At 37.2% G+C, this 22321-nt stretch carries 23 protein-coding genes; 9 read left to right on the forward strand and 14 right to left on the reverse strand.

Annotated elements, in window-relative coordinates:
• Positions 1 to 83: 83 nt before the first annotated feature.
• The 3 genes from EGI31_RS22730 to EGI31_RS22740 form a co-directional block, all read right to left on the reverse strand.
• Complete coding sequence (locus tag EGI31_RS22730) at positions 84 to 722, reverse strand: NeuD/PglB/VioB family sugar acetyltransferase (protein ID WP_255039485.1); 639 nt, start codon at positions 720 to 722, stop codon at positions 84 to 86.
• Positions 723 to 793: 71 nt separating this feature from the next.
• A complete protein-coding gene (locus EGI31_RS22735) occupies positions 794 to 1678 on the reverse strand; it encodes a hypothetical protein (protein WP_255039486.1) in 885 nt (294 codons plus the stop codon).
• Positions 1675 to 2535: a DUF58 domain-containing protein gene (locus EGI31_RS22740; protein ID WP_255039487.1), complete on the reverse strand. Its 861-nt coding sequence runs from the start codon at positions 2533 to 2535 to the stop codon at positions 1675 to 1677. The genes EGI31_RS22735 and EGI31_RS22740 overlap by 4 nt, the downstream gene beginning before the upstream one ends.
• Positions 2536 to 2711: 176 nt before the next feature.
• On the opposite strand from EGI31_RS22740, the gene EGI31_RS22745 reads away from it, so the two are divergent.
• Together EGI31_RS22745 and EGI31_RS22750 are read left to right on the forward strand one after the other, a co-directional pair.
• Positions 2712 to 2981: a DUF4296 domain-containing protein gene (locus EGI31_RS22745; protein WP_255039488.1), complete on the forward strand. Its 270-nt coding sequence runs from the start codon at positions 2712 to 2714 to the stop codon at positions 2979 to 2981.
• A complete protein-coding gene (locus EGI31_RS22750; protein ID WP_255039489.1) occupies positions 2982 to 3710 on the forward strand; it encodes a polyprenol monophosphomannose synthase in 729 nt (242 codons plus the stop codon). It abuts the gene before it with no gap.
• A gap of 6 nt (positions 3711 to 3716) precedes the next feature.
• Here the strand turns inward: EGI31_RS22750 and EGI31_RS22755 are convergent, their stop codons facing one another.
• Positions 3717 to 5354 carry an amidohydrolase gene (locus EGI31_RS22755; RefSeq protein WP_255039490.1) on the reverse strand — a complete coding sequence of 546 codons (1638 nt, stop codon included), beginning with the start codon at positions 5352 to 5354 and terminating at the stop codon, positions 3717 to 3719.
• 101 nt (positions 5355 to 5455) lie between these two features.
• On the opposite strand from EGI31_RS22755, the gene EGI31_RS22760 reads away from it, so the two are divergent.
• The 4 genes from EGI31_RS22760 to EGI31_RS22775 all read left to right on the forward strand — a co-directional run bounded on the left by EGI31_RS22760 (position 5456) and on the right by EGI31_RS22775 (position 10522).
• On the forward strand, positions 5456 to 7987 hold the full coding sequence (locus EGI31_RS22760) for a M14 family metallopeptidase (RefSeq protein ID WP_255039491.1): 2532 nt from the start codon (positions 5456 to 5458) through the stop codon (positions 7985 to 7987).
• Positions 7988 to 8009: 22 nt separating this feature from the next.
• Positions 8010 to 8864: an alpha/beta hydrolase gene (locus EGI31_RS22765; protein ID WP_255039492.1), complete on the forward strand. Its 855-nt coding sequence runs from the start codon at positions 8010 to 8012 to the stop codon at positions 8862 to 8864.
• Between the two features lie 149 nt (positions 8865 to 9013).
• A complete protein-coding gene (gene nadC / locus EGI31_RS22770; RefSeq protein WP_255039493.1) occupies positions 9014 to 9865 on the forward strand; it encodes a carboxylating nicotinate-nucleotide diphosphorylase in 852 nt (283 codons plus the stop codon).
• Between the two features lie 261 nt (positions 9866 to 10126).
• Positions 10127 to 10522, forward strand: coding sequence for a hypothetical protein (locus EGI31_RS22775; protein ID WP_255039494.1), 396 nt, complete (start codon positions 10127 to 10129; stop codon positions 10520 to 10522).
• Between the two features lie 100 nt (positions 10523 to 10622).
• Here EGI31_RS22775 and EGI31_RS22780 read toward each other — a convergent pair whose 3' ends face one another.
• The 9 genes from EGI31_RS22780 to pbpC form a co-directional block, all read right to left on the reverse strand.
• Positions 10623 to 11549 carry a helix-turn-helix domain-containing protein gene (locus EGI31_RS22780; RefSeq protein ID WP_255039495.1) on the reverse strand — a complete coding sequence of 309 codons (927 nt, stop codon included), beginning with the start codon at positions 11547 to 11549 and terminating at the stop codon, positions 10623 to 10625.
• 292 nt (positions 11550 to 11841) lie between these two features.
• Positions 11842 to 12999, reverse strand: coding sequence for an acyl-CoA dehydrogenase (locus tag EGI31_RS22785; RefSeq protein ID WP_255039496.1), 1158 nt, complete (start codon positions 12997 to 12999; stop codon positions 11842 to 11844).
• Positions 13000 to 13076: 77 nt separating this feature from the next.
• Entirely contained in the window at positions 13077 to 13559 is a 483-nt protein-coding gene (locus EGI31_RS22790) for a hypothetical protein (protein ID WP_255039497.1), read from the reverse strand.
• 66 nt (positions 13560 to 13625) lie between these two features.
• Positions 13626 to 13946, reverse strand: a complete 321-nt coding sequence (locus tag EGI31_RS22795; protein WP_255039498.1) for a DUF952 domain-containing protein — start codon at positions 13944 to 13946, stop codon at positions 13626 to 13628.
• A gap of 7 nt (positions 13947 to 13953) precedes the next feature.
• The gene (locus EGI31_RS22800; RefSeq protein ID WP_255039499.1) at positions 13954 to 14442 is read right to left on the reverse strand and encodes an RDD family protein; all 489 of its coding nucleotides are present in this window, start codon (positions 14440 to 14442) and stop codon (positions 13954 to 13956) included.
• Between the two features lie 86 nt (positions 14443 to 14528).
• The gene (locus tag EGI31_RS22805) at positions 14529 to 15083 is read right to left on the reverse strand and encodes a pyridoxamine 5'-phosphate oxidase family protein (RefSeq protein WP_255039500.1); all 555 of its coding nucleotides are present in this window, start codon (positions 15081 to 15083) and stop codon (positions 14529 to 14531) included.
• A 147-nt stretch (positions 15084 to 15230) separates the two neighbouring features.
• The gene (locus EGI31_RS22810) at positions 15231 to 15629 is read right to left on the reverse strand and encodes a type II toxin-antitoxin system VapC family toxin (RefSeq protein WP_255039501.1); all 399 of its coding nucleotides are present in this window, start codon (positions 15627 to 15629) and stop codon (positions 15231 to 15233) included.
• The gene (locus EGI31_RS22815) at positions 15629 to 15844 is read right to left on the reverse strand and encodes a DUF2281 domain-containing protein (RefSeq protein ID WP_255039502.1); all 216 of its coding nucleotides are present in this window, start codon (positions 15842 to 15844) and stop codon (positions 15629 to 15631) included. Before EGI31_RS22815 ends, EGI31_RS22810 begins: the two co-directional genes overlap by 1 nt.
• A 94-nt stretch (positions 15845 to 15938) precedes the next feature.
• The gene (gene pbpC / locus EGI31_RS22820) at positions 15939 to 18260 is read right to left on the reverse strand and encodes a penicillin-binding protein 1C (RefSeq protein ID WP_255039503.1); all 2322 of its coding nucleotides are present in this window, start codon (positions 18258 to 18260) and stop codon (positions 15939 to 15941) included.
• A 180-nt stretch (positions 18261 to 18440) separates the two neighbouring features.
• Here pbpC and EGI31_RS22825 point away from each other — a divergent pair, with 180 nt between their 5' ends.
• The 3 genes from EGI31_RS22825 to EGI31_RS22835 are packed head-to-tail and all read left to right on the forward strand — an operon-like array spanning position 18441 to position 21434.
• Complete coding sequence (locus EGI31_RS22825; RefSeq protein ID WP_255039504.1) at positions 18441 to 19481, forward strand: hypothetical protein; 1041 nt, start codon at positions 18441 to 18443, stop codon at positions 19479 to 19481.
• Between the two features lies 1 nt (position 19482).
• Positions 19483 to 20628, forward strand: coding sequence for a nucleotidyltransferase family protein (locus tag EGI31_RS22830; RefSeq protein WP_255039505.1), 1146 nt, complete (start codon positions 19483 to 19485; stop codon positions 20626 to 20628).
• Positions 20625 to 21434, forward strand: a complete 810-nt coding sequence (locus tag EGI31_RS22835; protein ID WP_255039506.1) for a lipid II flippase family protein — start codon at positions 20625 to 20627, stop codon at positions 21432 to 21434. Before EGI31_RS22830 ends, EGI31_RS22835 begins: the two co-directional genes overlap by 4 nt.
• Here EGI31_RS22835 and EGI31_RS22840 read toward each other — a convergent pair.
• Entirely contained in the window at positions 21431 to 22315 is an 885-nt protein-coding gene (locus EGI31_RS22840) for an SGNH/GDSL hydrolase family protein (RefSeq protein WP_255039507.1), read from the reverse strand. The genes EGI31_RS22835 and EGI31_RS22840 overlap by 4 nt on opposite strands.
• Positions 22316 to 22321: the final 6 nt, after the last annotated feature.

Raw genomic sequence — 22321 nt, forward strand, 5'->3', positions numbered from 1 at the left:
TAGCTATTCAGGTCCACACTTTGACCTATTCCCTACTTCAAAATAAGATAAAGAGGATTTTCAATTCGAAATTACAAACTTCTTCACTTCCCAACCGCCACAGCAGGGTTTCCAAAAACAGTTGCTTCTTCTTTTACGTCTTCAATGACAACAGAACCGGCACCAATTCGTGCGTTTTTGCCGATTTTTATGCCTGAAACTATTATGGCTCCACTTCCTATGAAGGCTCCGTTTTCTATTGTTACTTCGGCATTTATAATTGCTCCGTTGCCAATTTCTACAAATTCGCCAACTTCGGCTTGGGTGTCAACTACTGCATTTGAGAGAATTACCGTGTGATTTCCTATTTTTGAGCCTTGGTTTATTACTGCTCCTGCGGCTATCAATATTCCATGTCCAAGTTCAGCGTCTTCAGAAACTATTGCTTTTCCATGTATGGCATTCACGGGCATAGTTTTTCTTCTTTCCAAAAGCATTTTTACTACTTTCTCTTTGTGGGTTTTGTTTTCTAAGGCCACAAAAGCCTCAGTTTTATTGCCGATGATTTTCAAAAAGCCGTCGTCTGCTGGATCTCCAAGAACCAAAACTTCAGAGATTTCGGTATTATGAAGTTTTTGATTATCGTCCAGAAAGCCATAAATAAGGACTTCGTTGCTACTGAAAATGTCAAGAGCTATTCTTCCCAAGTTTCCAGCACCAAATATCACCACAGGGTTTTTCATAAAATTCTATTTTTTTGCAAAACTAATGAGGAATACCCACTAAACTAAGAGAATAGGGTAGAAAATGGCTTTTAACCTCGCCCGCTTTTTAATTCTTCCTTGTAAATTTTTCTTTGATTTTTGAATGTATTAGCTGCAAAATCAAACAATATATTGAAGGCAAAAGGAATGTGGTCAGAAAGTATGCCTCCGTAAATGGCTTGGTCAAATTCCTTGAGGGCTTCGTCAAGTCGTTCGTTTTCAAGGGTCTTTGTTATCTCGGAGGTGGTCATGGTAGAGTAAGGTTTTTTAAGCAACCACTCCAAATGGTTTTTCCACAGTACCAGTCCGTTTTCTATATTCTTAAAGTTTTTTGGGGTTTTGCTCAGTTTCTTGTAGGCTGTCGCAAACTTTTGTTGTTTTTGGTTAAATCGCCAAACCAAAATGCTTCTGTATATTATTTTTCCAAACAAAGCCCAAAACAAACCAACTGAAATAAGCAAAACAACAACATAATAAAGAAACTTTGGGAAGTTAAAATCCAGCGGTACATCAAAGTAACCAGTTGATTTTTTGATGATTGGATTTTTGAAATCCTGAGAGTCTAAAGAGGATTTCAATTTTACTGTGGCAATATTCGAAAAAATTTTCGTCTTTGAGCGAATACTCTGAACGGGTAACGATAAAGAATAACTGGTATCCACTTTAAAAGTTATGAGTTTGTAAACTACGCTGTCTAAACTTCGGCCACCCTGAGTTTTTGTTGGGAAATAATCAATATCTACAAGTTCAAATGGTTTAAAATTAGACGTGGAGTCAGGAAACAGTAAGTCAGTTTTGCCAGAATGCAGAAAAGTTAGCGAAAATGCAATGGGTTTACCTATGGACAAAGAGTCGCTTTCGAAGTAGGCTTTGGGTTTTTGAGAAAAACCAAAATGCGTCAAAAGAATAAACATAAAGACGTAAGCGTTTCTCATTTGCGGTATCTAAAAAGTTGTATTAAACTGCTTACATAGTCCGAACCCGATTCTATCGAAAGATAATTGGCCTTATTTTGCTTACAAAGTTTTTCGAGTTGATTGCTATTATCCTCAAACAAATCCTTCATTTCACGCTTAAAAAATCTTGAACTTGTGTTTATCCATGATGTTTTGCCAGCTTCTTTGTCGTAAACTGGCACTATGCCGAGGCTGGGTAAATTAACCTCGCGTTTATCGAAAATATGCAAAACAACCAGGTCGTGTTTACGGGCCAATGCTTTTAGGTTGTGGGCGTAGTCTTTGTCAAGAAAATCAGAAATCAAAATAATCACACTCTTACGTTTCAGAATATTCAAAGCAAAAGCTATGGCTTCCTGTAAATTTGTTTTGAGCGAAAGCGGCTCAAGCCGGAACATTTTAGAAATGAGGTTATAAGCTTGCTTCATGCCCGCCTCAGGCTTAAGATAAAGTTCTTTTTGATCAGAGAAACAATACAAACCCACTTGACTAGCCTCTTTTATGGCCGAAAGCGTGAGAACGCCACAAATTTCCTTGGCAGTATCTATTTTAAGAGAGCCGTCTTTGCCGACATCTTGCGAGCCGCTGACGTCGAGCATAAAAAACACGGTTTGTTCTTTTTCCTCTTTGAAAATCTTTACATAGGCTCCGTGGCCTTTGGCGGTAGCAACCCAGTCGATTGCCCTGACATCATCGCCATATTGGTAGGTTCTGAGGTCGCTAAACTCCAAACCAGTACCTTTAAAAACCGAGCTAAAGTTGCCATTCAGGTGCGAATTGACAGCCTTTCTGATTTTTATTTCGTACTTGTTGAGCTTATTGATGATGTCTTTCACTCTACCAAACTTTCTGTTTTAACGAAATTTATGAACTTTGATTTAACCCCACTCCCTTATAATTACTTATTTTTGTTTTTAATATCTAAAAAATAAAGACATTGGGTAATTTTGGCATAAAAATAGTATTTATTTCGTTGACATGTTTTTTTTCTTGCAAGTCTTCGTCCGAAGATGTGATTGATAAAAAAACTATGGCGATAGTTTTTGCTGAATTAAAAACCGCAGAAGCTAAAGTAAGTAGATTAAACCTGACTGGAGTAGATTCATCAAGAGTTGCCTTTAAATATTTAGAGAAACAGATTTACAAAAAATACAAAGTAGACTCAGCACAGTATCTTAAAAGCTTTGATTTCTACGCCAAAGACAAAAAACAACTGCTATCTATTTATATCGAGGCAGAAAAAATAATTGAAAAAAACAAAAATAAAAATACGGCTTACTGAATGAAAAATCTGGTAATCATACCTACCTACAACGAAATCGAAAACATCGAGGCCATCATCAAAGCGGTTTTTAACTTACCCGTTTGGTTTGATGTTTTGATAGTAGACGATGGTTCGCCAGATGGTACGGCTCAAAAAGTAAAAGAACTTCAGCAGCTGTTTCCTTCACAACTGCATTTGGAGGAACGTAAGGGAAAACAAGGCTTGGGTACGGCCTATATTCATGGTTTTAAATGGGCTTTGGCCAAAGGCTTTCAGTATATTTATGAGATGGACGCCGATTTTTCTCATAATCCTGCCGACTTAGTAAAATTATACAAAGCGTGTTTGGAAGAAGGAAACGACGTAGCCATTGGTTCTCGATATATCAACGGTGTAAATGTAGTCAACTGGCCCATTGGCCGAGTATTGATGTCTTATGGAGCCGGAATTTATGTAAGATTTTTGACCGGCATGCCTATTATGGACCCTACGGGTGGTTTTATTTGCTATTCGAGAGAAGTATTAGAAACGATTCCTTTAGATAAAATCCGTTTTGTGGGTTATGCCTTTCAGATAGAGATGAAATTTAATGCTTATCTGTTTAAATTTAAGATAAAAGAGGTGCCTATCATTTTTACTGATAGGACACTCGGACAATCTAAAATGTCAACCAAAATATTCCAAGAAGCCGTTTTTGGTGTTGTAATGATGAAAATCTGGAGCCTCTTTAAGAGCTTCAAAAGATAAAAACTTCTACTTTTTAGCCTTCAAGGCATCTAATTGATCTTGTCTAACGGTTGGGTATTTTATGCCCAATTGCTCCAAATAAGTGCTGTATTTGCTTGGGTCATAATGATACTTTTTAAGCTCAGGATTGAAAGTTTGCATTATGCTGGTATTCAACTGAATAGCTGGCTTGTCATCTTTCGAAATCAATGGCGTGTACTTTTGGTCTTTGGTTTGAACATTGTTGTAATACTCCCAGGCATCTTTTAGAATTTGAGGTTTGTAGAGCAAATCCAGAATCGTCATTGCTTCAACCTTCGCACCTGCCGTACAACCTTTATGGGCTATCGGAGTAGCCATGGTAATGGCATTTGCCCAGTGGTGACCTGGCATGCCTGGCATATTTGAAGGATATCTTAGTACAATGGTAGGTAATGACCAAGAAATATCAGCGATGTCGTCAGAACCACCTTGTCTGATAACCAAAGGCGAATAGACAGGCTCAGAAACGGAGTCTAATTCCATGGCCAAACCATTAATTTCAGGAGATTTTAATTCTATTTGTGATGCTTTAGCGAGAAGCTGATCTTCTTCCGACCATTTAGGTAAACCCACCTTCTTGATATTTTGGTAAGCAGTAGCAGCCAAAGCCTTATTGAAATGCCCCGGCCAAGCACTTCCCAATATCTCGTAAGTGAATTTTGTGTCTGTCATAAGTGCGGCACCTTCGGCGATTTTTATCCCGTTATCGAATAAATTCTTGATTTTAGGATAAGTTCTTTCTCTGAAATAGTACCAAACTGTGGCTTTTGATGGAACCACGTTGGGCTGGTCGCCGCCATCAGAAATTACGTAGTGCGACCTTTGTGTAGTTTCCAAATGCTCTCTTTTGAAGTTCCAGCCGATATTCATTAACTCTACAGCATCCAAGGCACTCTTTCCTCTCCAAGGTGCTCCTGCGGCATGTGCGGCTGCACCTTCAAAATGAAATTTTACAGAAACCAAGCCTGTGTTTCCTGCATCGCCCCAAGACACTCCAAGATTGTTGGCCACATGGGTAAAAATGCAAGCATCCACATCTTTGAAATAGCCTTCTCGCACAAAAATAGCCTTTGTACCAACCTGTTCCTCAGCCACACCCGGCCAAAGCATGAGCGTGCCTGGTATTTTTTCTCTTTCCATGATCTCTTTCAAAGCCAGAGCGGCAGTAATGTTAAGTGCCTGACCTGAATTATGACCTTCGCCATGGCCTGGAGCACCTTCCACAATTGGATCTTTGTAGGCCACTCCCGGCTTTTGAGATGCTTTCGGGATACAATCCACATCGGAGCCGATAGCAATAACGGGTTTACCGCTTCCCCATTTGGCTATCCATGCTGTCGGAATATTGGCAATGCCCTTTTCTACTGTAAAACCTTTCTTTTCTAATAGTTCGGTGAGGTATTTTGAGGTTTCATACTCTTGAAAGCCCAGCTCGCTGAAGCTAAACAGCATATCGTTGATTTCTTGGGTGAGTTTTTGGTTGTTGTCTATTTTGGTGATAACCTCTTGTTTCAGTAGCTCCAGTTTATCTGGTTCAGCAGGTTTCTTTTTAGTGTTTTTCTGAGAATAGGCATAATTTGCCACAATCGTGACAAAAAGAAGGAAGAGTATGTTTTTTTTCATAGTTTGAGAGAGTTTTTTCTTTGTCAAATATATCCAAATTTTGATTTGAGGACTACATTGGCTACCTTTATTTTATTAAACCTTGTCATCAACCCTTTTTTATGAAAATTAAAATTGCCTTATTTCTATTCCTAATTCCCTCGTTTGTTTTCCCTCAAGTTGGTCTAGATTACTACTTACCCAAAAACGTAACTTATAACAGTAAAATACCTACACCAAAGGCTTTCCTTGGTTATGAGGTAGGGGAGCAACACGCCAGTCCTTATGAAATTTTTGCCTATTACAGAGAAGTAGCCAAGTATTCGGATAGGATAAAATTAGAAACCTACGCTCGTTCTTTCGAAAATCGGGAGTTGATGTTGGCCACAGTTTCTTCACCAAAAAACCTAGCAAATATTGATCAAATTAGAACAGAGCATTTAAAGTTGGCCAATTCTGAGGTTTCGAAAAACCTTAAACCCGAGCAAATGCCTATAGTAGTTTGGATGGGTTATTCGGTACACGGAAATGAGGCCTCTGGTATGAATTCTTCCTTGTTGACGATTTATTATCTCGCAGCAGCCCAAGGAGCTGAGATAGACGCATTATTAAATGAAAGTATAATTTTAGTAGACCCCAGTATTAATCCTGATGGTGCAACTAGGTTTTCAACTTGGGTAAACCAAAATAAGAGCCAAAGCTTGGTTTCGGATGCCAATTCTAGAGAGTTTAAAGAAACTTGGCCAGGAGGTCGTACCAATCACTATTGGTTTGATATGAACCGCGACTGGCTTTACCAACAATTGCCCGAAAGTAAAGGTCGTTTGGTGAAATATTATGACTGGTTGCCCAATGTCTTGACGGACCATCACGAGATGGGAAGCAACTCTACATTTTTCTTTCAACCCGGCATACCTGCACGTACACACCCGATGACACCCGTTAAAAACATTGAACTAACGAGTAAAATCGGGCAGTTTCATGCCGCTGGATTGGATAGTATTGGCTCTTATTATTATACCAAAGAAAACTACGATGACTTCTATTATGGTAAAGGTTCAACACTTCCGGATGTGAACGGTGCCATAGGGATTTTGTTCGAACAAGCTTCTTCTCGCGGACATTTGCAAGAGAGTGTCAATGGTATTTTGAGTTTCCCTTTTACGGTTAGAAATCAATTCTCAGCAACACTTTCTACTTTGAAAGCTTCCAAAAGTATGAGAAATGAGTTGCTGACTTACATGAGAGATTTTTATGCTGAAAAATCAACAGATGAAGTAAAAGCATATGTTTTTGGCGGAGGAAATGACCCAGTCAGAACTTGGGAAATGGTAAATGTGATGTTGAGAAACAAAGTGGAGGTGTATAAATTATCAAAAAACGAAACTTTGGGTAATGCTCAATTTTCAAATTCGGATGCTTACGTAGTGCCCATGAATCAGCCCAAACATAGATTGGTGAAGTCGCTTTTTGAAAAACGAACCACTTTTGCCGACAGTGCTTTTTATGATATTTCGGCTTGGACGCTTCCATTGTGTATGAATGTGCCTTTTGCGGAGTCAAAAACAGCCGTTTCTTTGGGTCAAAAACTTTCAGAAGTGAACTTCCCGATGGGCAAAGTGGTAGGTAATAGCAGCTATTCTTATCTTTTTGAATGGGACGGATATTTTGCAGCAAGAACAGCTTACGAGTTGCTCAACAAGGGATACAAATTGAAATACGCCACCGAACCATTTGAGGCTGTGGTTGATGGAAAAAGCAAAGCCTTTTCTTATGGCACAGTGCAGATTTTATGTGAAGGAAATGATCCAAAAGCATATTTGGAGGAGCTTGCTAAACGTGACGGAACGGTTTTCTATGGTCAAAAAACAGGTCTTACTCAAAGTGGAATTAATTTGGGTAGCGAGAAATTTAGAAGAATGGAAAAGCCACAAGCACTCATGATTGTGGGCGATGGCGTGGATTATAACGATGCAGGCGAAGTTTGGCATTTGTTGGACCAAAGAGTTAGTATTCCACTTAGTCACATGGACATTGCCTCTGTAAATCGAGCTGATTTGACCAAATACACGCATATCATTATCAACCAAGGCAGGTATGCTGATCTTTCTGATGAAAAAATTAAAGGGTTTTTGTCAAAAGGTGGAACAGTAGTAGCACTTGGAGATGGAGCAGCTTGGTTGTCTCAAAAGAAAATCGGGACGGTCGGTATTAAACCAGAAGCCTCGAATGACGGTAAAAGTAAAAGACCATTTGTTTCAAAAAGTGGTTATGATGGTGCTTTGGTAACGAGCGGAGCTATTTTGGAAGCGAAACTTGATCCAAGCCACCCACTATGCTACGGATACAAACAAAGTACACTTCCGATTTTCAAGGTAAATAATGTAACCTTTGAAGAAACTGGAAACCCGTACAACACGCCACTTATTTTTACAGATAAACCTCTGATGGCTGGTTATGTGCATCCCAAAAACTTGGAGAGATTTAAGAATAGTCCAGCGATTATAGCTCAGACTTTTGGCCAGGGTAAGATTGTAAGTATTTCAGATAATCCAAATTTCAGAGCGTTTTGGTACGGAACAAACAAGCTGTTTTTAAATTCCCTTTTCTTTAGCAGTGGTATTTCTGCTGGCAGATTTGAAGACGAAGATTAAGAATATCTTTTAACCAGATAAAATGAGTTATCAAACCATTATCATCATCATTTTGGTGTATTTAGGAATAAATATTCTGGTTTATTTCATACAGGAATTTTTCATATTTAAGCCTGAAAAGCTCTCCGAGGACTTCGAGTTTAAGTATGAATTTCCGTTTGAAGAGCTCAATTTCACAATTTCTGAAAAAGAAAAAATCAACGGACTTCGCTTTTTTACAGAAGAAAAAGAAAAGCATGGCGTGGTGATTTATTTTCATGGAAATACGAGAAGCATAAAAGGTTGGGCAAAGTATTCTAGAGATTTTACCAATCATGGTTATGATGTGATAATGATAGACTATCGTGGTTTTGGAAAGAGCAAAGGCAAACGCTCTGAAACTGCGATGAAAAAGGACGCTCAGCATGTTTACAACAAAATGAAGTTTGAGTTGAAATATCCTGAAAACAAAATTATCATTTATGGCAGGTCTTTGGGTTCCGGTTTTGCGGCAAAATTGGCTTCGTCTAATCGGCCTAAAATGCTGATTTTGGATGCTCCTTATTATAGTTTATCGCAATTAACGAATAGATTCCTCCCCTTTTTACCTGTTTCTATTCTTTTGAGGTTCAAAGTCCGCACGGACCAATGGCTCAAATATTGCCGTTGCCCGATATTCATTATTCATGGTACTAAGGATAGTTTGATACCTATGAGTTCGAGCGTGCGGTTGGCAAAAACGGCTCCATTAAACACACATTTAGTGCCGATTTATGGTGGTGGACACAACGATTTGCCTTCGTTTCCAGAATATCATAGGGCATTGAAAGACATCTTATTGGACCAATATGACCATTTTGACAAGCAGATTTTTGGCGATATGGGTTTTAATGCTTGATAGAATTTAGTTTTTTTATTGAGAAGTCTAGCGAAGCTATTAATTTCGCATGTAATATTTAAATAAGCAACCTCAACTAAGACTTTCAGACAAACAAAGAAACATCATTTCTTTGCCTCAAAGCGTCTTAGCGGTAAAAAAATAAACAAATGGAAATCTTAAAGGAAGATTTAATAGCATTTATCAAAAACGCCCTCCACGAAGACATCAGAGAAGGTGACCACACTTCTAACTCCACGGTGCCTGAAAACGCCCAAGGAAAGGCTCGTTTGTTGGTAAAAGACAATGGAATTGTGGCAGGTGTGGAATTGGCCGAGCTGATTTTCAAAACCGTAGACCCAAACCTCAAGGTGGAGGTATTAATTAAAGACGGCGAACCGATAGAATATGGCCAGATAGTGCTTTATGTGGAGGGAAATGACCGTTCGATTTTGACAGCGGAGCGTCTAGTGCTCAACTGTATGCAACGCATGAGTGGTATAGCCACAGTAACCAACGAAATAGTTAAGAAACTAGAAGGAACCAAATGTAAAGTTCTGGACACCAGAAAGACAACTCCGGGTTTCAGGCTATTAGAAAAATGGGCGGTTAAGATTGGCGGAGGAGTAAACCACCGTTTTGGTCTCTTCGACATGATTTTGATTAAAGACAACCATGTGGACTATGCCGGTGGTATTAAAAATGCACTTTTTGCCGCTCAAAAATATTTAAAAGACAAAAATCTAGACCTACCGATAGAGATAGAGGTTCGAAACCTCACAGAACTTCAAGAGGTCTTGGAAGTAGGCGGAGTTGTACGCATCATGTTGGATAATTTTGACTATGAAAAAACCAAGGAAGCCATCAAGATAATAGATGGCAGATTTCCAGTTGAGTCTTCAGGCAACATAAACCCGCAAACTGTCCGTGCTTATGCTGATTGTGGTGTAGATTATGTTTCTATGGGTTATTTGACTCATTCTGCGAAGAGTTTGGACTTGAGTTTGAAGGCGATGAAATGAGTCACTTCGGCTCACTTCGGCTCCGCTCAGTGACCGACAGTCACTTCGGCTCCGCTCAGTGACCATCGCACAGTGGCCAATGCTCATTTCGGCTCCGCTCAGTGACCGACGCACAGTGGCCGGTGCTCATTTCGGCTCCGCTCAGTGACCGTCGCACAGTGGCCGGTGCTCACTTCGACTTCGCTCAGTGACCGACGTTATTTAAATTAGTATGTAAAACTTTGTGCCTCAATGCCTTTTGCCTTGATGCCTTTCTAAAAAATGAAAAAAGACATAGAATTTCCTCAAAACGATAATATCCTCATCGCAGTGGCACCTTCTGAGTTTGAGCAGTGGGATGTGTTTTTAATCAATAAAGGAACTCAAAAGATTGATAATTTGCTTATTACCTCTACAGGATATGGATTTAACGGAAACGGAGATAAAATATCAACTAGTACTTTAAGGCATTTTTACGATAACTTTGGACCTAATTCTGTTCAGGAAATAGAAAAAATAGACCCTTCTGTTTTTCATCTAAACAATGAATATTGGATCAGTTATTGGATTGGCGGTCAGCTTTATGACCGAAGATTCGTTTTTGTTCCTGAGAGTATTTCGCTTAAGAACTGCATTTTTGTTAGTCTTCTGGGTAAAGAAGCTGTTTTGCATGCCTAATTTATCAGGCTTGATTTCATTTTTATCGAATGGCCTCCAAATTTTGGCATAAAAAAACCGCCAAATCACTTTGGCGGTTTCCTAATATCTCATGTATATTTTACTTTCCTATCATTAAAGACTCTCTACGTCTCATTTTTCCTGCAGGAATACCAAACATCATCTTGAATCTACGACAGAAATAGGCAGTGTCTTTGTATCCAACCTCACCACCAATGGCTCTGATACTCTTTTTAGAAGTTCTCAAAAGATTTACGGCCTCTTCCATTCTTTGGTATTCGATATAATCTTGCGGATTGATACCGGTTAACATTTTGAAATATTGACCTACGTAGTCTTCCGAAACATTGGCAACATTGGCCAACTGTTTATTCGACAAGTCACCGTCGATGTTGTTTTTGATATAGGTGAAGATATCTATCAAACGAGGATCCTTGAAATAAGTACTGTTTGTAGCCAGTTGCTCTACAAACATTCTATTTCTGAGTATATATCGAATGACTTCAATTACTGCTTCTTCAGTTTTAATAGAAATAACCCTACCACGACCGGCTTCTTCTGTAAAGTCTTCAATCAGAATATCTTTAATCAGTTGGGCAAGTTTCGTGTTTTTGTATATGAAGAACGGAGGGATGTCTAAAGAAGTAAAGAAGTTAACCGAGTCAAAAACTTTTGCTTCGAAAGCAATCAAGCCAAATGAGTTTTTAACGATACCTATTTCCTCCGGCTCATTCATGGCCTCAAAATAGTGCTCTCTGCGGGTCATAAACTCCTCGTAGGAAATCGGCTTAGCTTCTCCAACTCCGTAAGTGATGGTAGCTGCTTTTCCGCCAGGTATAAAAAGAATATCTCCAACCTCTATTTTGCCTTCAACACCTTCAATTTTTACATCGCCATTGTACAAAACCAACAATGTATTCTCTACATCGTAGAAGTTTTTGATGGTGATGGGCTGCAATATATTTATGTGTCTAGCTTTTCCAAACTTAACACCAAGCGATTCAATTATTTTGTTATAGTCTTCCATAAAAGGATTTTTTTAATAATAATTTAGGGGTAAAATTATTATAGTTTTTAAGTATTTCAGAACTTGTTTTGTACAAAACTAATAATTATTCTTTGAGATACAAACATTAGTACAACTAAAAATTGTTCAATAAATTATATATTTCTTGGATTATTTCTTGTTTTTTCTAAAAATCGTCTAATATTTTTAGATAAAAAATTTATTAAACGGGCCTTTTAATCCTTGTGTAAATCTTAGAATGCAAAAAGGAGGCCAAGCCTCCTTTTAACTAATAAAAATATATTTTGTGGTATTATTTTAATATTTCACGGGCGATTACCATCTTCTGAATCTCCGATGTGCCCTCATATATTTGCGTGATTTTGGCATCACGCATCATACGTTCAACATGAAATTCTCGCACATATCCATAGCCACCGTGTATTTGGACAGCTTCGGTGGTTACCCACATGGCCACTTCCGATGCATAAAGTTTGGCCATCGCGGCTGACTCCACATAATCAAGACCAGCGTCTTTGTCTCTTGCGGATTTGTAAACCAAATACCTGGCGGCTTCAATCTTGGTTTTCATTTCAGCTAATTTAAACTGAATGGCTTGATGTTCAGCAATTGGTTTTCCAAAAGCCTTGCGTTCTTTGGCATACCTTACCGAAAGTTCAAAGGCTCCGGCTGCTATTCCTAAGGCTTGTGCTGCTATTCCGATTCTTCCACCATTGAGCGTACTCATGGCGAACTTAAATCCAAATCCTTCCGGGCCAATACGGTTTTCTTTAGGCACTTTCACATCCGTAAACATGAGCGAGTGCGTATCAGATGCCCTGATACCCATTTTATCTTCTTTTTTGCCAACTACAAAGCCTTCTTGGCTTTTTTCAATGATTAGGCAGTTGATTCCTTTATGTTTCAGCTCGGGGTGAGTTTGGGCCATTACGAGACAAACTGACGATGTCTGTCCATTGGTAATCCAGTTTTTTGTGCCGTTAACCAAATAGTAGTCGCCCATGTCTTCGGCTGTGGTTTTTTGTGAGGTGGCGTCTGAGCCTGCTTCGGGTTCAGAAAGGCAAAATGCTCCTAAGATTTGCCCAGAGGCCAAAGGCTTGAGGTATTTTTGTTTTTGTTCTTCGGTGCCGTATTGGTTGAGTCCATAACACACCAAGGAGTTGTTTACTGACATAGCTACCCCAGCGGAGGCGTCTACTTTGCAAATTTCTTCCATGGCCAATACATAACTTAGCGTATCCATACCGCTACCGCCATATTGTGGGTCTATCATCATACCCAAGAAGCCCAATTCACCCATTTTTTTGATTTCTTCTGCCGGAAATTTGGTGTGAATATCCCGTTCGATTACGCCGGGCAAAAGGTCGTTTTGAGCAAAGTCTCTGGCTGCATCTCTCACCGCCAAGTGCTCCTCAGATAATTGGAAATTTACTCCTTCTATCGTATGCATTGTATTTATTGATGATTTTTTCGAAAGATATAAAAATCAATAATAGTATGCAAGCATACTGTTTTTCAAAAACTCTATTAAACGAAATATTTTTTCATGAAACTGTCACTTGCTTTTAGTTTCCAGTTGTTTTTGAGCTCAGCAAGTGAGCCGATTTGGTGATTAAGTACGGTAGTATTGGCATTTATTTTACCCGCCATAACTTGTTTTTTGGCCTCTAGAATTGGGAAAAACGCCAAGTTTTCGTTGTCGAAATAGGCGATAGAACGATCGAAAAAGTCTATGCCAAAGTTATGTTGAATTTCTTTTAACCAACGCGTAGAAGTATCAATAGAACAGCCCGATGGGTCTTGGTAAAGTGTGTTGACACCAATTACCAGAAATTTATCATAAAAAAATTCAAAAGAAGCCTGCAAAGGCAACCCATGCGATTCCCAGCCTGAAATTTGAGCAGAAAGATATTCTGAGATTTCGTTTATTTCCGAATCTTTAAGAATTTTATCTGATTGATAAACCCAAATTCTTGCATTTTCAGGAAGCGAATTAAATTCTATGAGCATATTTTTCGGATGTTTTATTTGAAAACGTGAGTACGAGGTAAAAGATTCTTTGCAAGCATGAAAATCTTAGAGTTCAATATCAATCAATTCAAGATATGTTCCTTTAATTATTTTTGAAATAGCGTTTATATTTAAGCCACCGTATAAGTGCGGAAAATAGTCATTGTTCGTCGCTTTTTCGTAAATTAGGTCGCTTGTAAGTTTTTCTTTTTCAATACATAAAATAAGCAGATTGTTCTGATTTTTGTAATATCTCTTCAAAACACCCTTTATCTGACTAGCTTCTGAAAGGTGAATGAAATTTTCAGTATCAAAGGTTTCTGAAAAGTACAAATTACTTTTCTTGAAAGTGTTCCAATGAGTTTCTTTTACAACGTGATAGAGCATTTTAGAATTAATTGTTGTTAACCACCACTGCATCTGCAATGAGATCATGAAGGTTTTGTTTTTTATTGGTAAACAGGCAGATAAGCCATAAAAAGAAGAAAATATAGCCAGTGATGAATTTCATTAAAGACCGCAAGAATGCTGAAAAAATACTTAAAGTTTGGCCATTCGATTTTAGGACTTCAATTTGCAATAATTTTTTACCCAAAGTAGCATGCAAGGGGGAGGCAACAAGAATAAAATCATATAAAAAAGCAACTAAAAAGCCAGCCAAAATCGATAGAAAAAATACCATCACAGCACCAATCCCTACGGCTGCTCCTTTGACGATGTTTTCGCCAAACTGAAAATCGTTGAAGCCCATTATGCCCGTTAAACCTCCAAAAGGGGCTAGTAATACGGCGGACAGAACATAATTGATTAAAATAATTATAACAATATCTAAGAGGATTGCGGCAAAGCGTTTACCAAAACTTGCAAATTCTAAATTGTTCATAACTATAATGGCTAGGGTTTATTTTATGAACTCCAATTAATGTAAAAATTTAAAGTTTTACAAGTTCTGGGGTTTCAAATTTGATTTCAGTCTTTCAAACCTAATGAGGTCGGCAAACCATCTAGACTTATAAGATTCTTTTCTTGAACATAAGCTTCTAAGCCATCTTCGCCTTTTTGCTCTGCCCATTCAAAATGAATCTCTCTTTCGCCTTGGTAGTCAAAAAGTGGCACACCGAACCCGCAAGAGGTCTGTACCAAGTCAATTTCCGCAACAATTATCTGTCTCGTGCTGGGATAAATCTGGAAATGTGCCGAATATTCTGGCCATTTTTCAGAGTTTTTTAATACGGTAAATGCCTTGCCATAAAGCCTCATAATTAGTGGATTTTTCTCAAAAGAGCAAAACATGAAAGTTATTCGGCCATTTTCTAGCGTGTGAGCCGAGGTTTCGTTTCCACTACTGATGAGGTCCATGTAAGCCACTTTGTTTTCGCCCAAAACCCTGAAACAGTCAAGTCCTTTGGGAGAGAGGTTGACTCTTCCATTTGAGCTTAAAGGTGCGGTGGCTACAAAAAACATGTGTTGTTTTTCTATAAACTCTTTGTGAGCGGGTTTTATGTTTTCGTGAAATTTTCCCATTAGCTATTTGAGATTTTCTAAAGTTCAATTTTATTTGATTGTAATTTTAATCGATCTGATACCATGAACAATAGGCTTCACCCATTAATCATTCATACCCTTATTTCCCATCAGAATGATAAGTCGGAAGTTTAATTAAAACAGAGTTTACCAAACTAAATCTATTATTTTCTCATATTCTTCAAAATTCTTGTCAATAGAAATCAAAGAAAGCTTTTCAAATGAGGCTGTAGCTATAATCAGCCTATCAAATGGGACCCTATGGTTTTCAATAAGTGGAATGTTTTGATATTCAAATAAGTGATTTTCTGAGATTGGTAGTATTTGAATTAAGTGTGCTTTTGCGTCTTCAAAAAACTTCTCAATTGAATCCCTAAGCTGAAGTTTACCTAATTTAAGTTTGATGGTTATTTCAAAAAAACTGGCCATAGAAACAAAAATTTCACTTTTTTCATTTTCTATGATTTTTTTTACTTTTTCTGAAAGTCTGTCGTCACCATTATTGAACCAAATTAAAGCGTGTGTATCCAGTAGAAATTTGTTCATTACATATACTCTTTTAAATTATCCAATGGTTCATTGAAATCTTCACTCATGTAACTTACAGAGCCTTTAGCAAAACCAAATATTCTTTTTTTCGTTTCAATGGGCTTGTCTTCTTCGTCTTCAAAAACCACGGTTACTTTTGTTTTTTTTGAAATTCGAGGCATTTTTTCAAGATCAAATTTGCCGTTTTGGTATGTTCCAGTAACTGTAAGCATTTCAATATCTATTTGATTTCAAATATACTAGCTATTATTATTTTGTCAAATTCAATAACATAAATATTAAAATCAAAGTTTCTAAATTCCCATCTCACAATCTCCTCACCTCAAACCACATATTCACGCTTTTACCGTTTTCGTCGGTACAGGTGATGGTGTTTTTACCTAATTCGGGTTTTATGAAAACACTTTTATGTGCTTCAAATTTTCCCACAAGTTGGTTGTTGTGATACCAGAATACGTTTTGTGTACCTACCGAAACACTTGCCTTAAGTTCGATTTCCTGTGGATTCTGCTTTTCGATATAATACAAGCCTTTGTTTCTGGGTGAAACGATTCTAAGTGTTTGTGATTTTGTAGAGTGCGTACAATTGGGATTATGCGGCGGCGGAGAGGTGTATGGCAAGCCATTGCTTTGCAAAAACGTCAAATATTCTGGTGGATAATTGATGTATTCTTTCTGAACGGCCATGTTTCTATCCAAACAAAAACCGCAATAACTAATTGTTTCAGATGCATTTACCCATACTTTTTTGAGGTGTTGACATTTTTTTTTGTAAAATACATTTCCCACAAAAAGATCCATTTGGGTGTCTTTGCAAAAGTCGTTTTTTGGTAAACCAGTAACTGAACAAACTTCTCTGTAAACCAAACTTTCGGGTTTTTTAAACCATGGTTTATTTTTTTCTATAGTATTGAAAATTTGGAAAAGCAAGGGCGTTGCCACCGCCGCACCGCTCAATTGGGGTATACTTTCCCCCGAAAAATTGCCCAACCAAACGCCCACCGTATAATCGGGATTGTAGCCAATTGCCCAAGCGTCACGTTTTCCAAAGGAAGTACCCGTTTTCCAAGCGATTTTGGGTAAATGAAACGTAAAGTCGAAATTATTTGGGAAGTCGGGACGCTGAATGCCACTCAAAATATCTGAAGTAATATAACAAGAAGTGGGATCAAGAAGTGCTTTGGGTGGATTTTTAGGCAAATTTGGATTAGAAGTAAAATTGAGTTCTTGGAAAAACCCGCCGTTGGCAAATGTGGCGTAAAGCCGCACCATTTCTTCCATACTCACGCCACAACCTCCCAAAATGGCCGAAAGGCCGAGTTTGTCTTCATTTTTTTTGATGCTTTTGAAGTCTGCCTTTTTCATTTCAATCAAGAAATCGGCGAGGCCATATTCGTCCAAAGTTTTTACGGCTGGAATATTGAGCGATTGCTGCAAAGCATCTTGCATGCTCACTTGTCCTTGAAAAGTATCATCAAAATTTTCGGGCTTAAAACCGCCAAAATCGGTTGGAATATCATACAAAATGGCCTTTGGATTGATCATTCCTTTTTCCAAGGCCAAGGCATATAAATAAGGTTTCAAGGCACTTCCTGGCGATCGAACCGAGGTAATACCATCCACTTGTCCTCCATCCATGCGATTTTTATAGTCGGCAGAGCCGCAATATACCAGCACTTTCATGGTTTTGTTGTCTACCACCATGGCCATACCGTTTTTTACGCCGATGGTTTCGAGCCTTTGGAGGTAAGCCGACAGCTGTTTTTCAACTTGCAACTGATAGCCAGAATGTATAGATGACCGAATATATGGCGAAGCAGATTCAGCCGCCAATCGATCTGAAATATGCGGGGCTCGCTTAATGAAAGTGCTTCTTTTCAGATTTACGGTTTCGTTTTGGGCAAGAATAATCTCGTTTTTATTGAAAATTTCTTGCTTTTCGAAAAGCTTCAGCCATTTGTTTTTAAAAAACTCCAATTGCGTATTGTTTTTGCCTGAAATCAAAATGCTAGGCTTATTGGGTACCAAACTCAGCACCATGGCTTGAGCCAAACTCAGCTGCAAAGGGTGTTTTTGCAGATAAACATACGAGGCAGCCTTGATGCCCTCCACGTTGGAGCCAAAAGGAATCAAATTGAGATACAAAGCCAAGATTTCCTTTTTAGAATAATGCAATTCGAGCTGAACAGCCCTAATAATTTCCTTGATTTTATTGAAATACGTTCGGTCGTTTGGGTAAATCATCCTTACAACCTGCATCGTGATGGTTGAGGCACCCGAAACCCGCTTTTTCTTTTGGATATTAGAAGCCAAAGCCCGAAAAATAGCCACAGGATTGGCCCCGGGATGATAATAAAAGTATTTGTCTTCTTTCTCAATGATAGCCTTCAAGAAAAAAGGCGAAACCTCCTCTACATTGGTTTTGAGCCGCCATTTGTCCTCATTGTTGAGGTAAGCACTCAATATTCGCCCTTCATCGTCCAGCACCACTGTAGAGTAATTGTCTGGTACTTTTACTGGAAATGCCAAATCTAAAACCAAAAGCAAAGCTAATAGGACCAAGGTGTATTTTACTTTGGGGGAGGTGATGGAGTGGGGTATTTTGAGGGTTAAGGGCAAATGGGGCATTCTACATTTTTTTCAAATTTAAGTTATAAAATATTTTAATTTTGAATTCAACGGTCGCAAATTTTGATAGTTATAGATTTATGATTCAATTCCGTCTATTTATTTTCAGAATGAAGAAATAATACTATTTTATTCTTTGTAATTTTGAATTTTGGAAATGAATATTAAAAATTGATTTTAATGTTGAATTGGGATTTTTGGCAAAAAACAGTAAAGCTTTTTGAGAAAAGCAGCAATATCACCTATAAATTTTACAAAGCTGGTCCATCTGTTTTTAGGATTTCGTTTCATGGTCTTGAAAATATTGAAAATTTTACTAAAGCAATCAATCATTTAGAAATCAAAGAAGAAGATGGTTTATTTGACTTTAATATTTTAGTGTCTGACTTAGTTAATGGAGAAATTATGCTTCCTGAACCATCATGGTCTTGGGAAGAAGATGTGGACGAAAAAGGATTTATAGCCTCAGAGGATAAGACTCTTTTAAAGGGTAGATTTTTAGGTTGGCAGAATACTTTTTATCTGTTAAACTTAGAACAAAAAACTGGCATTTATTGGACTAAAAACAATAGAGAAATTCCTGAATGGGAGAGAAGTTTTCCATTTAGGGACATATTTCATCAGTTTTGGTCATTTAATAGCGATTTGCTGATACTTCACGCAGCAGCGGTGGGTACTAAAGAAGGGGGTTTGTTGCTTACGGGAAAAGGAGGCTCTGGAAAGTCTACGGCAGCATTGGCTTGTTTAAATAGTAATCTGAAGTATGCCGGAGACGACTTAGTTTTAGTGGATGTAGCAAAGGCCAAAATTTACAGTCTTTATAATGTTGCAAAATTGGAGAACCATCAATTGTTGATGTTTCCGCATTTAAGAAACCATATCTATAATGAACAAGCTCTTCCAAATCAGAAGGCTCAACTATTTTTGTTTGATCACTTCAAAGAACTTTTAATTAAAGAAATGCCTTTAAAAGGAATAGCGGTTACTAAATATTCCCATGAGGTATATACCTCCTACGAGCTTTCCACCGAAGCAGAAGGTTTGAAAGCCTTAGCACCTTCAACAATATGTTTGTTACAAGAAAATCAAAAACACATAGGTGCTATTGTAGAAGTTTGTAGAAAATTTCCAGTTTATAAGTTATTAACTGGTACAGAACTCCAAACTATTCCAAATTTGATAGAGGAATTGATACAAAAATTGAACCCAAGCACACTATAAAATGGAAGACAAAAGACTAAAAAATGGGGGGCATTTTCCTAATGAGTTTCAGACTTTGTTGCTTAAAGCCGCTTTATATAATCGATCTGAAGCATTCTCAATCTTTTTAAAGTGGCTGAACATTGCAGGTTTAAATGCGTTAGACCCCAATAGCAGTAGTTTTGTTAGTGATTTCATGGATAAACTGGACTTAGGAAGTCAACGATTGATGCCTTTGGTCATTGAAAATTTAGGTACTGAATCACATCCATATTTCCCAAAATTTATTGGGTATAGAAAAAATCTTTGGGTAAGAAACCAAAGAATATTTTTAGCTGCAAAAGAACTTCTAAAAAGACTAAATTATGAGGGTATTCCAACGCTAATAATAAAAGGCTTAAGTCTAGCTAATGTTTATTATCCAAGAAACGAAACCCGACCTATGAATGACGGGGATATTTTAATTCCTTATGAATACAAGAGCAAATTGCTAAACATTATGAAAATTCAAAATCACACCTATAAATTGGGTAATTATGAAAATGATATGCTAGAATTTGTGCACGCTTCACATTTTTTCCAGAATGAAAAAGACGATATTGATATTCATTGGAATATATTCACTGAATATTCTCAAAATCCAAAGTCGAGCATTTTTGCTTGGCAAGGAGCATTGACGTTTAATTGGGATGGTATTATTACAAAGAAACTAAATCCAACGCATGAGTTTTTTTTGTCGATGACCCATGGAAGACATTTTGGGTATATTCCACCAATAAGATGGGTGACTGATTGTGTAATGATTTTAAAAAAAGTTAATGGAGAATTAGATTGGACAGAGTTTATAAGATTAAGCAATATGTATAATTTTAGGCCATTCATTAAGAAGGCTTTACCCTATTTAAAGGACAATTTTTGGCAGGCTATTCCTGACAAAGTTATGAATGAAATAGCAGACATAGTACCCACTAAAGATGAGATTTTATACGATAAGCTAAGCACCATGGACATAAGAAAATTTGGAGGGATCTCGTTGATATATTTTGGCACAAAAAGATTCATAGTTCAGCACAGGTTATTTTTGAACGAAAAACCCTTTTTTTTATATTTATTTAAATGGTACAAACAAAGATTTAAAAGTGAAATAAAAAAAATGATTAACAAATGATTAAAACTTCAATTGTTTTTTGGGTTTGTTTACTCACGCTTGTTATATACTTTTTGGGTTCCCTTAGCTTATCAGTAAAGATTGTTGGTATTAGGACGCAGAAAATGGCGGCAACCTACTCCGTGTATAATTTATTTTTTGTATTGATACGTATTGCGAATACACTTCAGGCACCAATGCTTTCTAAAACAGTAGAGACTTCCATCATAGAAGGAGAAGATCCACAAATTGAAATTTTTTATTTAGTTATATTAATGTCTACAATAGGCTCAATAGGCGGAGCACTTTTAATTCCAACCATTCATAGGTTTATGACTTCTGCTGTTGAGAAAGCTCATATACAAAATTCAATTTTACGCATTTTTTATAAAGCCAAGCCCTTAGTGGTTTACAGCCATTTTAGAAAATCCTTGAAATGGCCAAGTTACAAAAACTTTCAGAGACTTATAAATCTGGAAAATTTACCAATAAAAATTATTAGTATGAATGTCATAGTATCATGTTTACAGACTGTTAGTGTTTTGTCTTGTCTCTATGCAGGTTATCTTAATCCCTCATTGAGAAGCACATGCTTGTCTTTAAATGGGTTTATTTTAGGCATTTCTACGCTTCTTTCACTTTTAATTACCGAACCACACATAGGTATATTGGCTGATAAGGTAGCTTTTCAAGGAGCCGACGAAGGATATTTCAGAAGATATTTGAGTTTGGTTATTTTAGCTAGGATTTTAGGTACAACTTTGAGCATTTTCTTTTTAGAACCAATTTCACACATTGTAGTATTTCTAGCACAAAGAATATTTTAAAAATTAGAATTTTGAATGAAGTCAATTAGTTGAGTTGCTACTTTTTGATGCCCTGATCTTGTAAGATGGCCATCGAAATAATAGTTATCATTAATTTCGAGGTCTTTGCCTACATCTAAGAATGCAATATTATGTAAATGAACGTTTGCTACCTCTCTTTTGGCGTTTTCAATTATTAATGGATCTAGCCTCTTTGGACTGTTAGATAGACTAATTACCAAGATTTTACCTTTATAAAATCTCCTAATTAATTGAAGTGATTTAACAAAATACTTCGTTTGAAAAGCAATAGTTTCTTTATCTCCAAAATTAATCTCTCCAAATTGTGGTTTAATTAATTCTTTACATACTTCTTTGATAATTTCAAAAATAAACCTTAAAGGGAAATAAGTTCGTAAAATTTCATTTTGAACAACTCTTTTTTTATAGCTAATTTCATTATAAGAAGGAAAAAACCTTGCACCCTTCAATAGACTGTCTGCCCAAGTCTTGTTTTCTTGGAAATCATTTAAACAATACTGTAATATTACCAAGTCTAACGAATCTCTCTCCAATTTTTTAAGCATTATGCCCTCACGTATTGTTCCAAATGACGACATACCAGCGTTAAGTGACTTGGTTCTGAGTTTTTTTTCAATTACATCTGTATACGTTTCATTTTGTTCAACGCCCCATCCTGTGCAAAAAGAATCTCCTAATGAAATTATCTTAGGGTTATTTAAAGAATTTTCATCATCCCTTAATCCAAAGCTATTGGTCGATAATGATTCTACTTTAAATTCCCATTGTTCAAATGTTGTATTTATATTTTTTAAATACTTATATCCTAGCTCCTTATCAAATTCACTTATAGAACTATCAAATTGTATGGTGTTGGCCATATTGCC

The sequence above is a fragment of the Lacihabitans soyangensis genome (assembly GCF_024343775.1).
GTDB lineage: Bacteria > Bacteroidota > Bacteroidia > Cytophagales > Spirosomataceae > Leadbetterella > Leadbetterella soyangensis.